This is a genomic window from Novosphingobium humi (assembly GCF_028607105.1).
In the GTDB taxonomy this organism is placed as follows: Bacteria; Pseudomonadota; Alphaproteobacteria; order Sphingomonadales; family Sphingomonadaceae; genus Novosphingobium; species Novosphingobium humi.
The window spans coordinates 911,419-925,990 of record NZ_CP117417.1 but is presented as its reverse complement, the minus strand read 5'-3'; the positions used below and the strand labels follow the sequence as shown (position 1 = coordinate 925,990).

General features: G+C 64.5%; 13 protein-coding genes. 5 read left to right on the top strand and 8 right to left on the bottom strand.

The window, feature by feature from the left end; all coding sequences use genetic code 11:
• Positions 1-11 precede the first annotated feature (11 nt).
• From PQ457_RS04170 to PQ457_RS04145, 6 genes are all read right to left on the bottom strand, one after another.
• Positions 12-2,042 carry a preprotein translocase subunit YajC gene (locus PQ457_RS04170; RefSeq protein WP_273618521.1) on the bottom strand — a complete coding sequence of 677 codons (2,031 nt, stop codon included), beginning with the start codon at positions 2,040-2,042 and terminating at the stop codon, positions 12-14.
• A 6-nt stretch (positions 2,043-2,048) separates the two neighbouring features.
• Positions 2,049-3,125 (bottom strand): P-loop NTPase family protein, encoded by a 1,077-nt coding sequence (locus PQ457_RS04165; RefSeq protein ID WP_273618520.1) that lies wholly within the window; start codon positions 3,123-3,125, stop codon positions 2,049-2,051.
• A 10-nt stretch (positions 3,126-3,135) separates the two neighbouring features.
• Positions 3,136-4,665: an XrtA system polysaccharide chain length determinant gene (locus tag PQ457_RS04160; protein ID WP_273618519.1), complete on the bottom strand. Its 1,530-nt coding sequence runs from the start codon at positions 4,663-4,665 to the stop codon at positions 3,136-3,138.
• Positions 4,666-4,680: 15 nt separating this feature from the next.
• Positions 4,681-5,325 carry an XrtA/PEP-CTERM system exopolysaccharide export protein gene (locus tag PQ457_RS04155; protein WP_168602364.1) on the bottom strand — a complete coding sequence of 215 codons (645 nt, stop codon included), beginning with the start codon at positions 5,323-5,325 and terminating at the stop codon, positions 4,681-4,683.
• Positions 5,326-5,630: 305 nt separating this feature from the next.
• Positions 5,631-6,860, bottom strand: coding sequence for a pyridoxal-dependent decarboxylase, exosortase A system-associated (locus PQ457_RS04150; RefSeq protein ID WP_273618518.1), 1,230 nt, complete (start codon positions 6,858-6,860; stop codon positions 5,631-5,633).
• Complete coding sequence (locus PQ457_RS04145) at positions 6,857-8,425, bottom strand: acyl-CoA ligase (AMP-forming), exosortase A system-associated (protein ID WP_273618517.1); 1,569 nt, start codon at positions 8,423-8,425, stop codon at positions 6,857-6,859. Before PQ457_RS04145 ends, PQ457_RS04150 begins: the two co-directional genes overlap by 4 nt.
• 26 nt (positions 8,426-8,451) lie before the next feature.
• Here PQ457_RS04145 and PQ457_RS04140 point away from each other — a divergent pair, with 26 nt between their 5' ends.
• From PQ457_RS04140 to PQ457_RS04125, 4 genes are all read left to right on the top strand, one after another.
• The gene (locus tag PQ457_RS04140; protein WP_273618516.1) at positions 8,452-9,486 is read left to right on the top strand and encodes a GNAT family N-acetyltransferase; all 1,035 of its coding nucleotides are present in this window, start codon (positions 8,452-8,454) and stop codon (positions 9,484-9,486) included.
• A gap of 120 nt (positions 9,487-9,606) precedes the next feature.
• Entirely contained in the window at positions 9,607-9,870 is a 264-nt protein-coding gene (locus tag PQ457_RS04135; protein WP_273618515.1) for an acyl carrier protein, read from the top strand.
• Positions 9,871-9,924: 54 nt separating this feature from the next.
• A complete protein-coding gene (locus tag PQ457_RS04130; RefSeq protein ID WP_273618514.1) occupies positions 9,925-10,617 on the top strand; it encodes a hypothetical protein in 693 nt (230 codons plus the stop codon).
• Positions 10,614-11,399: a hydrolase 1, exosortase A system-associated gene (locus tag PQ457_RS04125; protein ID WP_273618513.1), complete on the top strand. Its 786-nt coding sequence runs from the start codon at positions 10,614-10,616 to the stop codon at positions 11,397-11,399. Before PQ457_RS04130 ends, PQ457_RS04125 begins: the two co-directional genes overlap by 4 nt.
• 20 nt (positions 11,400-11,419) lie before the next feature.
• Here the strand turns inward: PQ457_RS04125 and trxB are convergent, their stop codons facing one another.
• Positions 11,420-12,397: a thioredoxin-disulfide reductase gene (gene trxB, locus PQ457_RS04120; RefSeq protein WP_273618512.1), complete on the bottom strand. Its 978-nt coding sequence runs from the start codon at positions 12,395-12,397 to the stop codon at positions 11,420-11,422.
• 211 nt (positions 12,398-12,608) lie between these two features.
• On the opposite strand from trxB, the gene PQ457_RS04115 reads away from it, so the two are divergent.
• Positions 12,609-13,337: a hypothetical protein gene (locus tag PQ457_RS04115; RefSeq protein ID WP_273618511.1), complete on the top strand. Its 729-nt coding sequence runs from the start codon at positions 12,609-12,611 to the stop codon at positions 13,335-13,337.
• A 33-nt stretch (positions 13,338-13,370) separates the two neighbouring features.
• Here PQ457_RS04115 and pobA read toward each other — a convergent pair whose 3' ends face one another.
• Positions 13,371-14,540, bottom strand: coding sequence for a 4-hydroxybenzoate 3-monooxygenase (gene pobA / locus PQ457_RS04110; RefSeq protein ID WP_273618510.1), 1,170 nt, complete (start codon positions 14,538-14,540; stop codon positions 13,371-13,373).
• Positions 14,541-14,572 lie beyond the last annotated feature (32 nt).

The following is a 14,572-nucleotide window of genomic DNA, read 5'->3' as shown; positions in this document are numbered from 1 at the left end:
CCCCAATGGGATCAGAAGGTGTAACGCATACCAAGCGCGGCCGCCGTGCTCCACAGGTCATCAGCCTTTTCGCGGGTGATCCCGTCCAGAGCCAAGGATGCGGTCGCCGTCAGGTGGCGCGACATGTAATACTGATAAAGGCCCACGGCGCGAATGGCGTTGATGTCGCCCTGCGCGGTGTTGAGCCCGCTGATATACTTATACCCGTCCAGCGTGGCGCCAAAGGTCGAACGCGGCGTCACGTGATAGCCCAGATAGGTCGAGACCCAGTAATACTGGTCCACCTTGCCGTTGATATTGGCCAGAATGGTGTTGGGAGCGGTGATGTACTGGCGGCGCTCATAGCCAAAGCCGATGCCGCCGCGCAGACGGCTGCGGTCAAACGAATAGCCGGCCGAGAAGCCATTGCCGCGATAGACCGTAGAATTGACCGAACCGATGGAGCCGGCAAGGCAGTTGCCAGACGTTGCCGCCGCAACGCAGCTTGACAGATTGCCGGTGATCGCATCGCGCACCGTCGAAAATTGCGTGGGCAGGTTGAAGAGCGAATTGGTCAGCGCCCCGCCAAAGCCCGTCACGCCCTGATAGACCACCAGATTGAAGCTGGAATGATCGTCAGGCTGATAATTGATGAAGCCATAGCCACCCAGACGACCATAGCGCTCGCCGACATGGAATTCCATGTTGGTGCGGCGGCTGGGGCGCCAGACGACGCCCGCGTCCCAGATCAGGCCCTCGGTGTCGAAGGCGATCTGGCGGCCCTGCGAATAATCGGTGACATAGCGGCCATTGGCATCGACCACCACATTGCCCGCACTGTCGAATTTGGCGTTGCGCGCCGAAACGCGCACATGCTCATAGCCCGCGCCGCCCACCAGCGAAACGTCCTGAGACACAGGGATCGTCACCGATCCGCGCACATGCTTGTCGCTGACCCGCTGGGTCAGGTTCGAGACGTCTTCCTGATAGATGCCCGCATCCACGCCAAGGCCGACGGGAAGCCCCTCGCCCGGGCGGTTGCCGATGGCAAAGCGGCCTTCCTGAACCGTGGAATGATCCAGCCGGTCAACGCCCGCCGAAACGCCATTGGCGTTGACATTGCCCTGCGAATTGAGCGCGGTGTAACCGGCATGATAATGCGCGGTTATGGCCACATCGCCCTTTTGCGTGGCCAGCGTCGGCCCGGCATAGACCGAGTAAACCTGCGTCAACGAATCCGCCCCCACGGCGCTCGACCCAAAGGCCGCGCCGGTTTCCGTCACATAGGTGCGGTTGGCAAAGCCGCCGTAATCGACGCGCAGCGCATTGGGCACGATCGAGGAGGACAGGCGCGCGATGCCCGTCACGCCATCGGTGTTGCTCTTGCGGTTCCACGTAAAGCGGCGCTCGTAACGCGCGGAAATCACGCCCTGATTGTTGCGCCCGTTGATCGTCGCGTCCGCGCCTGCCGCCAGCGTCGAATAGGTGACGACATCGTCATTATAGGCCAGCGCCTGGCGCGAGCCGAGGTTGGCCTGCACCACCTGCGCGGCCTCGATATAGGGGCGGATCGCCAGACGGCGCTTGTCCACCGTGCCCTGATCGAACACGCCAAGGCGGCGCGGCTTCATCGTGGTTTTGCCGCGCGTGGAATTGTAATCGTCGTCCGAATAGGCCGCCGAGGCCAGATCGCCGCTGCTGTAGGCCGCTCCATAATAGCGGCCCGCGCGGTCGGCCGGGGTTTCGCGGCGGTTGGTGTTGCTGGTGCGTACCCCATCGGCCTGCGTATAGGTCACGTCATTGTCGTAGGAAAAAGGCGTATATGGGTTGGCCCCGATCGCCTGATCCTGCTGGATCACGCCCTGCGCACCATTGTCACGGCTGTTGTCGGTGGTCTGGATGGTATTGTCGGCAAGATTGGGGGCGATGGCCTGCATCGCCGCATCGTTCAGACCCTGGGTCTGGGCGGCGGTCTGGCGGGGCTGGGCGGTGGCAGCATGCGGCAAAGCCGTCAGCACCGCGCCCAGCGCCAGAACAGAAATCCGATGAGGCATCGCCCGCATGATCAATTACCCGCGATAGTTGTGATAGGTGCCAAAGCGACGGCCGCTGGGGCTGAACTGCACCCCGTTGAGCAGCGCCTGCACATTGGGACAGCCCGCCGAGAGCAGCCCGGCGGCATCCTGCACCGCGCTGCCCGAGGTCTTTTCGGCCTTCACCACCAGCACGGTCTGGGCCGACAGCTTGGCGACCTCGACCGCAAGGGCAGCGGCCAGAACCGGCGGCGTGTCAAACACGACCACGCGGTTGGGGTGGCCTTCGACCAGCCGGGCCAGCACCGAGCGCGCCCGCGCCGAAGCCAGATATTCGGAGTCCGAGGCCGTGGGGCGACCGCCCGGCAGCACCGAAAGCCCGCCCAGATCGGTCTTGATCACCAGATCGCGCACATCGACGCGCGGATCGGCAATCGCATCGACCAGACCCGGCCCCGAAGGCAGGCCCAGCGTCGAGAGCACCGAAGAGCGCGCCATGTCGAGATCGACCAGCACGACTTCGCTGTCCTTTTCCGCCGCGATCGACATGGCAAGGTTGATTGCCACGAAGGTCTTGCCTTCCTCGGGCAAGGCCGAGGTGACCAGGATCGCCTGAGCCTCGACGCCCGCGCCCTGACGGCGCAGGTCTTCGACCTGTTCCAAGAGCTGGCGCTTGACGATGCGGAATTCCTCGACCTGCGCATTGGCCGCGCCGCCCGGCACCGCGAAACCTTCCAGCGCCAGGCGCTGGTGGTTGATGCGGTGGAAAGAGGGCGCCGGAGCAGCGGGCGCATAGGCAGGCTGCTGGGGCGCGAACTGGGGCGTATGGGCGGCCTGTTCGCCATAGGCATGGCCGCCATATTGGGGCGGCGGGGCCACCGGGGCCACGATGGGCGCCGGAGCATAAGCCTGCGCCGGAGCCTGCGGCTGCACGGGCGGCGCGGACTGGGGCGCAAAACCCTGCGGCGTCAGCGAGGGCGGCAGCAGATCGGCCGGACTTGAAGGCGGCACGAACTGGCCGCGATCGAAGGCCTGCATCGCGCGCTGGATCAGCGAGCTGTGCGACTCTTCCGGCTTTTGCGGAAAGTCCTGATTCTTGAGAGGTTCGTTCATGTCATCCTCCTCAGGCGATCGTGCCGCGCTGGATGAATTCCATCGCCAGCAGCAGGGCAAACACGCCGCCCAGAGCCGCCGATGCAGCGTAGAAGTTGCGGGTACGGCGCGCCTTGGTGGCCGCCCCTTCGGCGGTCAGCGTCTGCGAAATGGCGCCCAGAACCGGCAGACCCGTCGAACGCTCCAGCTTGCTCGTGGTCGAGAAGCTCGACTGAAGCTCACCGGCAGCGAAGGCCACGCCGATCCCGGCCACAATGCCGCCCGCCAGAACGATCAGCAGCAGCAGCGGACGATTGGGCGCGGTGGGCGCGCGGGGCAGAACCGGCGGATCGAGCACATCGACCTTGGCCGTGCCGCGGGCCGAGACGACCTGCCCCTTGAGGCGCAGGTTTTCGCGGTCGGTCAGCATCTTGTCATACTGACTTTTCAGCACGTCATAGTCGCGGCTGATGTTCTGCGCTTCCTGCATCAGTTCGGGATTGGTGAACTGCTGCGAGGTGATCTGGGCGATTTCCTGCTCGGAAGCGGCGCGGCGGGCCTGCAGCGACTGCAGGTTGGCTTGCCGCTCGGCACGGATCGATTCGAGCGAACTGTAGGCCGGGTTCGGCGTGCCCGAAGCCACGCCCGAATTGCCTTCCGCCTTGATCTGCTGGCGCAGCGAGACAATCTGGTTGCGCGCGGTGATCACGTCGGGGTGGTTTTCAGTCAGGCCGCGAGCGCGCATCATCGCCAGATCCGACTGGACCTGAGCAAGCTGCCCACGCAGGCCGCCGGTCGGGCCGGAAACGGCCACGGTCTGGGGCGTGCTGGCGACCTGGGCATTGATCGCGGCCAGCGAGCTTTGCGCAGCGGCAATGTCGGCATCCAGACCACGGATCGAGGCGCGGCTCTGTTCCAGACGCTGGATCAGCGAAACGCCGCCCTGCGCCAGTTCGGGATGCTGCGATTCAAAGGCCAGACGGCGCTGTTCTGCCGCCTGAAGCTCGCCCTGACGATTGGCCAGCTGCTGGTCGAGGAACTGAAGCGTCTGCTTCATTTCGCCCTGACCGCCGTTCTGGTTTTCCTCGCGGAAAATGTCGATCAGCTTCTGGACGATATCGCGCGACAGGCGGGCATTCTCGCCGTCGGAATAGCGCATCGAGGCCGAACGCGCGGTGATCGTGAACAGATTGTCCTGATCGGCGTTGATCTTGATCGCCTTGCCCAGACCCGCCACGGCGCCGTCCATCTGCTTGCGCGTGGTGATGCTTTCGCCCAGACGGGTCGAGCGGATCACGCGCTCCAGATTGAGCGTGCCGGTCAGCGAGTCGCGCACCTTGTCGATGGCGGCCTTGCGGTCGGTGTCATTGATGCCGACCTGCGTCGCCAGCGGGTCATAAAGCTGCACAAAAATGCGGGCGCGAGATTCGTAGGTGTTGGGCACCATCGAAACGCCCAGCCAGCCCAGCACGCACACCACCCACGCCACAGCGAGCGCAAGCCAGCGGCGTTGCCAGATACTGTGCAACGTGGCCCGGAAATCTTCCAGAAGCGTATTCATCGGATGGCCCCCTGCTTAGAAGATGCTTTCGGGGATGATGATCACATCGCCCGGCATTAGCATCACGTTGGCCTTGGAATCGCCCTTCTTGAAAAGGTCGCCCAGGCGCAGCGAAAATTCCTTCTGCTTGCCGGTGGCCTTGTCGAAGCGAACCAGCTTCGAACGGTTGCCGGCCGCAAATTCATTCATGCCGCCCACCGCAATCATCGCGTCCAGAATGGTCATGTTGGCGCGATAAGGGATCGAGGCGGGGCGCCCGGTGGCGCCGACGATGCGGATCTGTTCGGAAAAGGTGCCCGCAAAGCGGTTGACGATGACCGAGACCAGCGGGTCCTGAATATACTGGCTAAGCTGAAGCTGGATGTCCTGCGCCAGCATGCTGGGCGTCTTGCCCGTGGCGGGCAGGTCGGCAATCAGCGGCGTGGTGATGCGGCCATCGGGGCGGACCTGGACGCGCGCGCCCAGTTCGGGGTTGCGCCAGACGAACACGGTCAGTTCGTCCATCGGCCCGATCACGTAATCCTCGCCCGGCCCTTCCTGAAGCGCGACAAAGTTGGCGGAGGGCAAACGCGGGGCGGTTCTAGCGTCGGCGCAGCCCGCCATGGCGACGCTGGCCAGCGCAGCTCCGCCAAGCAGCGTTGCAAAACTCTTGCTCGACATGGTCCTTTTCCTCGACGGCGCCGTCCGGTTGCCCAACAGGATGCATTCCTGATGGAAGGTACGGCAGTTCAAGGTGCGGTATGGGCAAGAAGGGTAAAGATCCGGTTAGCCATTGCGGCACGCAATCGGCCAAATCCGGTCTTTTTGGATAGTGGTCCCAGATAGGGACAATTGCCGGAAACTTCTTAACAGCCGGGATTCTTGCGGCGTCTTGGCGCGTCTTGCGCAAAACTTTGCCCGATGCGCGTCAGGCAAAGTAAAGCCATATTGGTAAAGGCGAAGCCGTCGCGACTAGGCAACAATACCTACACCATCATCTCGCGCGCCGGGCCCTGTCCGAGGAAGGCCGAAGGGCTGGCGCTGGCCCCATAGGCGCCCGCGCAGAACACCGCGACCAGATCGCCCACATCGGCATGAGGAAAGCCCGCCTTGTCGGCCAGCCGGTCAAGCGGGGTGCAAAGACAGCCCACGACGCTGGCTTCCTCAACCGATTCGGCGCCGAATTTCGTGGCGATGGCAACGGGATAGTTGCGCCGCACGACCGTGCCGAAATTGCCGCTGGCCGCCAGTTGGTGGTGCAATCCGCCATCCGTCACCAGATAGACTTCGCCATGACTGATCTTGCGATCGACAATACGGGTCAAGTAAACCCCAGCCTCACCCACCAGATAACGGCCCAGTTCGATGCAGAACTGAGTTTCGGCCAGAACGTCAGGCATCTGTTCAAATTCGCGCGCCAATGCCTCGCCCACACGCTTCGCATCGACAGGCGTGTCGCCGGGGAAATAGGGAATGCCCATGCCCCCGCCCAGATTGCAATGCGGCAGGCCCACGCCCGCCTCCTCGGCCAGCCGGGCGGCCAGTTTGAGGGTCTGGGCCTGTGTCTCGATGATCGCATCGGTATAGAGCGATTGCGACCCGGCGAAGATATGAAATCCCCGCCACTGCGCCCCTGCCGCAATGATTCGCCGCGCCAGTTCGGGCACGCGCTCGGCATCGACGCCAAAGGGCTTGGCCCCGCCGCCCATCTTCATGCCCGATCCCGCAAGGCCGAAATCGGGGTTTACCCGTATCGCCAGCCTTGGAGTCTTGCCGATTCGCTCGGCGATCTTCAGCGCGCGCTCCGCCTCGCCTTCGGATTCCAGATTGAGCGTGACCCCGCGCATGATTGCAGCCTGCAATTCCATGTCGCGCTTGCCCGGCCCGGCAAAGCTGATCCGTTCAGGGTCCAGCCCCGCCTCGAGCGCCATGCCCAACTCGCCGCCGCTGGCAATGTCGAACCCATCGACCAGCGTGCCCATCAGCCGCAGCAGGGGCGCAAAGGGATTGGCCTTCATCGCATAATGGATGGCCAGCCGGTCCGGCATCGCCGCACGCAGATCCGCCACCCGCGCGCGCAGCATGGCGCCCGAATAGACAAACAGCGGCGTTGCCCCCCCGCTCTGCGCGATCAGTTCGGTGACCTTGGCCCCGTCAATCGTCAAAACCCCGTCACGCCCGGCAAAACCCGCCGGAATCGGCCCCAAAGGCTTCATGCATCACGCTCCCGCGAGGTGGCCTGATCGACGGCAATCTTCCATTCCAGCATTTCCTGATACAATCCTGTGCGGTCCAATTTGCCATTGGGGCTGATGGGCATGGCCTCCTTCCAGTGGATCACCGAAGGCTGCATGAAATTGGGCAGATCGGCTTTGAGCCGCTGCGGCAGGGCCTCGCGCACCTGATCGGCGCCCGGCGCGGCGCGCACCACCAGATGCACCGCCTGCCCCAGCCGGTCGTCGGGCAGGCCCAGCGCCACGGCCTCAGCCACAAGGCCCGTGGCAACGGCGGCATCCTCGATCTCCTGCGGGCTGATGCGATTGCCCGCGGTCTTGATCATCGCATCGCGCCGCCCGACAAAATAGAGCAGACCGTCCGCATCGCGCCGCACCCGATCCCCGCTCCATACCGCCATGCCGCCATAGACCGAACCTTCAGGGGCGGGCTTGTACCGCTCGGCGGTGCGCGCGGCGTCCTGCCAATAGCCCTTGGCCACCAGCGGGCCACAATGGACCAGTTCGCCTTCCTCATCATCGGCCGCGATCCGGCCCGCATCATTGATCACCAGAATTTCGGCATGGGGAATGGCGCGCCCCATGCTGGTGGGATACGTATCGATCAGCGCCGGATCGAGGAAGGTCGAGCGAAACGCCTCGGTCAGCCCGTACATGGCGAACAGACGCGCATCGGGAAAGATCGCGCGCAACCGATGCACCAGATCCACCGTCAGCGCCCCCCCGCTGTTGGTCAGCCGCCGCAATTTGGCGGCCACATGCGCGGGCCATTCCAGTTCCGTCAATTGCACCCAGAGCGGCGGCACGCAGGCCAGCGTGGTCACATCATGGCGATCAATCGCCTTTACCACATCGCGCGGCATCAGATAATCGAGCGGCACCGCGCTGGCCCCGGCATACCAGTGCGAGAGCAACTGGTTCTGGCCATAATCGAAACTCAAGGGCAGCACGGCCAGCGCCCGGTCATCCTCGCGCAGGTCGAGATAGGAAGCCACGCTCTGCGCCCCCAGCCACATATTGGCATGGGACAGCATCACCCCCTTGGGCCGCCCGGTCGAGCCGCTGGTATAGAGAATCGCGGCCAGATCATCGGGATCGGCATCGCCGGGGCCGATCGGCGCGAAACCCCGGCTTTCCTCGATCGCCTCGCCCTCGCCCAGCACCGGGCAAGGCGCATCGCCCGGCTCCAGCGTGGCCAGCCGCGCAGGCGTGGCGATCAGCAGTGCCGCGCCGCTGTCGGCCAGAATATGGGCCACCTGCGCCCGCTTGAGCAGCGGATTGATCGGCACATGCACCATGCCCGCTCGCGCCGCCGCCAGCGGCATCAGGCAGGTCAGCTCACCCTTGGCCGCCCAGGTGGCGATGCGCGCACCCGGCTCCGCACGCGCCGCCAACCATGCCGCCATCGCACCGACACGCTCTGTTAAATCCTTGTAGCTAAGAACGCCTTCGCGCAGCACGAGCGCAGGCGCCTCATCCCTGCCCCGGATCGCCAGATGATCCAGCGGCAAGGGAGCGGTTTCGAGCGGAATACTGTGCTGCACCATGGATTTTCCCGATTTCGGACAGGCTTGTGACCCGGATCAGCTATCACGCTAACCTTAACGAACTGCAAGGCGATTATGCGCTTGGCGCGCTGCTGCGTGCCCCTGTTGCGCCCGGCCCTTTTGACCGGCTGGAATGGTTTGCGGGTCTTGCCGAACTGGGCGGGATGCGCCCGATGGTGGGCGTGGCGCGCGATGGGGATGGTGTGGCGGTCCTGCCGCTGGCGCATCGCGCGGATGGGCCAAAGTCCGATGAACTGGGGCCGCTGGCCAACTGGTATGCCTTTACGGTGCGTCCGCGCATCTCGGCAGGGGCCGATGGGCTGGGGCTGCTTACGGCGCTGGCGCGTGATCTGCGCGGGCGAACGGGGCGGGTCACGCTCTGGCCGGTGCCGGATGAGGATGGCGAGGCCGGCCTGCTGGAGGCCGCCTTTGCGCGCGCGGGATGGATTGTTGAACGCGCGCCTTGCGACACCAATCACTTTCTGCGCCTGAATGGGCGGTCCTATGCGGACTATCTCGCGGCCCGCCCCGGAGCTTTGCGCACAACATTAAAGCGCAAGGCCAAGAAGGTGTCGATCACGCTCTATGACTATTTCAGCGACGCCGCATGGGATGATTACGAGACGGTCTATGCGCAAAGCTGGAAGCCGGAGGAAGGATCGCCCGCCCTCCTGCGCCGGTTCGCGCAGGAGGAAGGTGCGGCGGGCCGGCTGCGCATGGGCGTGGCCCATGGCGAGATCGAGGGCGTGAACCAGCCTGTGGCCGCGCAGATGTGGACCGTGGAAAACGGCACCGCCTATATTCACAAGCTGGCCTATGTCGAGGCGGCCAAGCCGATCTCGCCCGGCACAAGCCTGTCGGCGGCCTTGTTTGAACGGGTGATCGAGAGCGATCATGTCCACACCGTCGATTTCGGCACGGGCGATGATCCCTATAAGCGGGACTGGATGGAGGAATCGCGCCCGCGCTATCGAATCACCGCCTATCATCCGCTGCGCCCCGGCCAGTGGGGGGCAATCGCCAAATCGCTGCTGCGCCGTTTGCTTGATCGGCCCGGATGATTTAACCGAAATAATTCGGCGTCGATAATTTGGAAACCAAATGCCGCTATGCAGCCAAGACTTGAGGCAAACCCATAGGGCGGCTACCGGGGCATGGTGAATTAAACCTACAGGACTCTCATGCAAGACGATACCGACCAACTGCTCCGCGCCATCCTGCGCGATGTGCTGGGGCTGAAACCGGGCCAGGCCGAGGCTTTTACGGCGCAAACCGGCCTGTTTGGCCATCTGCCCGAACTGGATTCGATGGCGGTGGCCGGGCTGCTGACGGAGATCGAGGATCGTCTGGGCATCATCGTCGAGGATGAAGATGTCGATGGCGATATGCTGGCCGATTACGGCTCGCTGCTGAATTTCGTGACAGAGCGGCGGGGCGCGGCCTGAAACGAGGGAACGGCGCGGCCTGAACCCATATAAGGAATTGTTCGGTTGCGAGAAATGACCCAATGGCCCTGCCCGATGGCGGGCGGCGGAACGGTGGAGGAATGGGCTTTGGTGGAGCGCCCGACAGGCGCCCCCAAGGCCTGCGTCCTGATCGTCCCGGCGCTGTTTGACGAAGGCAACAAGCTGCGCCGCTTTACCGTCGAGGTGATGCGGCGGCTTGCGGGGGGTGGGATAGCCTGCGTGCTGCCCGATCTGCCGGGGCTGAATGAAAGCATCCTGCCACTCGACACACAGACGCCCGGTGACTGGCAGGTGGCCATGGAGGGCGCGGCGCGCCATTTCGCGGCCAGCCATATGCTGACCATTCGCGGCGGGGCGCTGGCCGCGCCGCGCGGGGTGCCGGGTTGGTATTACGCGCCGGTGGCCGGGGCCGGCCAGTTGCGCCAGATGCTGCGCGCGCGCATCCTTGCCGCGCGCGAGGCCGGGCGCAGCGAAACGCAGGACAGTCTGCTCGAAGCCGGGCGGGTGCATGGGCTGGAATTAGCAGGATATCGGCTGGGGGCGGATTTTATCGCGGAATTTGGCGGATTGGTCGCGCGTGAGGCCCCCTCCGTGCAGACCATCACGCAGGACATGCTGGGCGGCCCCGGATTGTGGCTGCGCCCCGAACCGGGCGAGGATGGGACGCAGGCCGACGCTCTGGCCGCGATCATCGCGGTGGCGATTGCCCAGAGGGAGGCGGCATGATGCGCCGGATGCTCAGCTTTCCCTGCGAGGGCGCGATGCTCTGCGCCACGCTGGATACGCCCGATGCGGCGCCCACCACCGGCCTGCTGATCGTTTCGGGCGGCAATGAAATCCGCAGCGGCGCATGGGGCAGCCATGCCCGCATTGCCGAAGCCGTAGTGGCGCAGGGCCATGCCGCATTCCGTTTCGACCGGCGCGGCGTGGGCGAGAGCGAAGGGGCCAATGGCGGGTTCCAGTCCTCCGCGCCCGATCTGAGCGCCGCCATTGCCGCGTTTCGGGCGGCGGTGCCTTCGATGAAGCGCGTGATCGCGCTGGGCAATTGCGATGCGGCCAGCGCGCTGATGCTGTCGTCTGGCGCGGGAGTCGATGGGCTGGTGCTGTCCAACCCATGGACCTTTGAGGAAGAGAATGCCGGGCCTTCGGTGCAGGCCCTGCGCGCGCATTATCGCAAGCGTCTGGTCAATACCGATGCGCTGATGCGGCTGATTACGGGCAAGGTCTCGCTGGCCAGCCTGCTTGGCTCGCTGCTGCGTCTGGCGCGGCCCGCGCCGCCGCCAGCGCCGCTGGTGCAGCAGATGCGTGATGGGCTGGCCGCTTTTGGCGGGCCGGTGCGGCTGCTGCTGGCAGGCAATGATTCGACCGCGCAGGCCTTTGCGGGCGTATGGGACGGCAAGGATGCCCGCATCGCCCGCTGCGACGGGGCCAGCCATTCCTTTGTCGAACCCCATGCGCGCGAATGGCTGATGGCGCAGATCATCGGGGCGTTAAAGAGCGGCGAGTAAACCCGCCGCCCCTTTTATGATCAGGCGTCGGCCTTGGCGGCCTGCGCGGCAAAATCCAGCGCGCCGACAAAGCGTTCGGCATCGAGCGCCGCCATGCAGCCCGTGCCCGCCGCCGTCACGGCCTGACGATAGGTGTGGTCCATCACGTCGCCGGCCGCGAACACGCCGGGGATCGCGGTCTTGGGCGTGCCGGGCTGGACCACGATATAGCCGCTCTCGTCCAGCTCCAGCTTGCCCTTGAACAATTCGGTGGCGGGCGCATGGCCGATGGCGACGAAAGCGCCCTGCGCCGGTTCGATCGACCGCTCGCCCGTGACCGTATCGACCAGAGCAAGACCCGTCAGGCCCGCGCCGCCGATGGCGCCGTCGCCGATAAATTCCTCGACTTCCTTGTTCCACAGCACCTTGATGTTCGGATGCGCAAACAGGCGGTCCTGAAGGATCTTTTCCGCGCGCAGCGAATCGCGGCGGTGGATCAGCGTCACGTCCTGCGAATGGTTGGTGAGGTAAAGCGCTTCCTCGACCGCCGTATTGCCGCCGCCGATCACCACGACCTTCTTGCCGCGATAGAAAAAGCCGTCGCAGGTGGCGCAGGCCGAAACGCCCTTGCCCGAAAATTCCTGCTCGCCCTTGGTGCCCAGCCACTTGGCCTGCGCGCCCGTACAGATGACCAGCGTGTCGCCTTCATAGACATCGCCCGAATCGCCAATCGCGCGGAAGGGAGGCCCCGACAGGTCGATATCGACAATCGTGTCCCACATCATGCGCGTGCCCACATGCTCGGCCTGCGCCTGCATTTCCTGCACCAGCCAGGGGCCCTGCACCGCCTCGCGGAAACCGGGATAGTTTTCAACGTCAGTGGTGATGGTCAATTGCCCGCCGGGCTGAAGCCCCTGCACCACGATAGGGTTCAAACCCGCCCGCGCGCCATAGATCGCCGCGGTCAGCCCGGCCGGGCCGGAACCAATGATGAGCATCCGAGTAGTATGCGTTGCCATGCGATTCTCACTTTCCTAACCGCGCCGAGATAGGCAGGAGTTGCGAGGAATGCCAGTATGGCGCTCTGTTCCTGCCGCCAATATTCGCTATAGTGCGGCCAAGTCTGGATTTTGTTCGCGCAGTTTAGAACCGCCCATGCTCTATCGCCCTCTCCTCCTTGGCCTTTGCGCCCTGCTTTCCGCCGCCCATGCCCGTGCGCAGGACGTGCCCATGTCCGTGCCCGTACCCGTGCCCGCGCCATGGCCCGAGGCGCTGCAGGGCAGCGTGGATATGCGCGAAGGGGCTTCGGCCAATGAAACCGCCATGGCGATTGCCGATGAGACGGGGCCGGAGCTGCAACGGGCGATGGATGCGGCGCTGGCCATCAATATCGCGGCCACCGGGCAATATACCGGCTTTTCGCCCGACAGTTGGGGCGGGACGGTCAATGGCCGCGCCATCGTGGTCAACGGCGTCAGGCATGGCAAGAACAACATGTTCCCCGATCCGGGCGTGCGGTTTCAGGATCTGGGCACCTACAAGCTGGGCGACCCCAGCCTGCTGGCCGTGGGCATCGAACAGCGTTTTGCCGATGCGCGCAACATGGCCACCAACGTCAAGCTGCGTCATATGTCCGGCCCGGTCGATCTTGAGGTCGATGTCAAGGGCAACAAGTCGCTGGCGACCCCCAACCCCATGCATCTTTCCTATAATTCCAGCGCGTTTTACCGCCTCAATTCGGCGCTGGCGCTGGGCATGGTGGCGCGGGGCGATCTGGGGACGTTCGACAATTTCGCGCCGCTGGCCCGGCATGACGCGGGGGCGGTGGCCAGGCTCAAACTGCTGGGCAAGGACAAGTCGCTCTCGGCCGAAACCGGCTATGACATGCGTCTGGGGCCGGGCAGCGCGAACCAGCCGAACCGGACCTATGTCAATCTGAACTTCAACTGGAAACTGTAAGGGGCGGAAGGTTTCCCCTCCGCCCATTGGCTTTTATACAGGCAGGCCGACGTAATTTTCGGCAATGCTGGTCTGCGCCGCCTTGCTGTTGGCGATATAGTCCAGCTCGGCCACCTGCATCGCGCGTTCGAACGGGCCGTCCTCGGGGAAACGGTGCATCAGCTTGGTCAGGCTCCAGCTGAAACGCTCGGACTTCCACACGCGGGCCAGCGCCTTGGCGGAATAGCCGATCACCGCATCATTGTCGGCGCGGCGGAAGAAACCGACCAGCGCATCGGCGGCATAATGCACGTCCGATGCGGCAAGGTTCAGCCCCTTGGCCCCGGTGGGCGGCACGATATGGGCCGCATCGCCGCACAGCAGCAGGCTGCCATGGCGCATCGGTTCGAACACATAGGAGCGCAGCGGGGCAATGGACTTTTCGATGCTGGGCCCGCGCGTGATATTGGCGGCGGCATCCGGGCCAAGGCGGATCGCCAGCTCGTCCCACACGCGATCGTCGCTCCAATCCTCGATCTTCTCGGTCAGCGGCACGTCCACGTAATAGCGGCTGCGCGTATGGCTGCGCATGCTGGCCAGAGCAAAGCCGCGCTCGTGGTTGGCATAGATCAGCTCATGGTTGCAGGGCGGCACATCGGCCAGAATGCCCAGCCAGCCGAAGGGATAGACGCGTTCAAATTCACGCGCCACGCTGGCCGGAATCGCCTTGCGGCTGGGGCCGTGGAAACCGTCGCAGCCGACGATGAAGCGCGCATCGATGCGATGCTCGGCCCCGTCCTTGGTGTAGGTGACATAGGGCGTTTCGGATTCAATGTCATGCAGCGCCACATCGCCCGCCTGATAGATCACCTCCAGCCCGCGCGGGGCGGCCGCATCCATCAGGTCGCGCGTGATCTCCGTCTGGCCGTAAACCACCACGGTCTTGCCGGTCAGATTGGCCACGTCGATACGGATCAGGCGTTCGCCATCGGCAAGGTTGAAGCCTTCCTCGACCAGCCCCTCGGCCTTGAGGCGCGCGTCCAGACCAAGGCGCTCCATCAGGCCAACGGTGATCTGTTCCAGCACGCCCGCACGGATGCGGCCCAGCACATAGTCGCCGGTCTGGCGCTCCAGCACCACGCAATCGACGCCTTCGGATTTCAGCAAATGGCCCAGCAGCATGCCCGCAGGCCCGGCGCCGATGATGGCGACCTGAGTTTTCATGATTGTTCTCCCTAATTCCACATCAGGCCAGC

Excerpts from the sequence above, each read along its gene's own strand:
- PQ457_RS04150 (WP_273618518.1), bottom strand. The coding sequence starts at position 6,860 with ATGAAGCCTTTGGGGCCGATTCCGGCGGGTTTTGCCGGGCGTGACGGG.
- PQ457_RS04160 (WP_273618519.1), bottom strand. The coding sequence starts at position 4,665 with ATGAATACGCTTCTGGAAGATTTCCGGGCCACGTTGCACAGTATCTGG.
- PQ457_RS04155 (WP_168602364.1), bottom strand. The coding sequence starts at position 5,325 with ATGTCGAGCAAGAGTTTTGCAACGCTGCTTGGCGGAGCTGCGCTGGCC.
- PQ457_RS04130 (WP_273618514.1), top strand. The coding sequence starts at position 9,925 with ATGACCCAATGGCCCTGCCCGATGGCGGGCGGCGGAACGGTGGAGGAA.
- PQ457_RS04170 (WP_273618521.1), bottom strand. The coding sequence starts at position 2,042 with ATGCGGGCGATGCCTCATCGGATTTCTGTTCTGGCGCTGGGCGCGGTG.
- PQ457_RS04145 (WP_273618517.1), bottom strand. The coding sequence starts at position 8,425 with ATGGTGCAGCACAGTATTCCGCTCGAAACCGCTCCCTTGCCGCTGGAT.
- PQ457_RS04135 (WP_273618515.1), top strand. The coding sequence starts at position 9,607 with ATGCAAGACGATACCGACCAACTGCTCCGCGCCATCCTGCGCGATGTG.
- trxB (WP_273618512.1), bottom strand. The coding sequence starts at position 12,397 with ATGGCAACGCATACTACTCGGATGCTCATCATTGGTTCCGGCCCGGCC.
- PQ457_RS04165 (WP_273618520.1), bottom strand. The coding sequence starts at position 3,125 with ATGAACGAACCTCTCAAGAATCAGGACTTTCCGCAAAAGCCGGAAGAG.
- pobA (WP_273618510.1), bottom strand. The coding sequence starts at position 14,540 with ATGAAAACTCAGGTCGCCATCATCGGCGCCGGGCCTGCGGGCATGCTG.
- PQ457_RS04115 (WP_273618511.1), top strand. The coding sequence starts at position 12,609 with ATGTCCGTGCCCGTACCCGTGCCCGCGCCATGGCCCGAGGCGCTGCAG.
- PQ457_RS04125 (WP_273618513.1), top strand. The coding sequence starts at position 10,614 with ATGATGCGCCGGATGCTCAGCTTTCCCTGCGAGGGCGCGATGCTCTGC.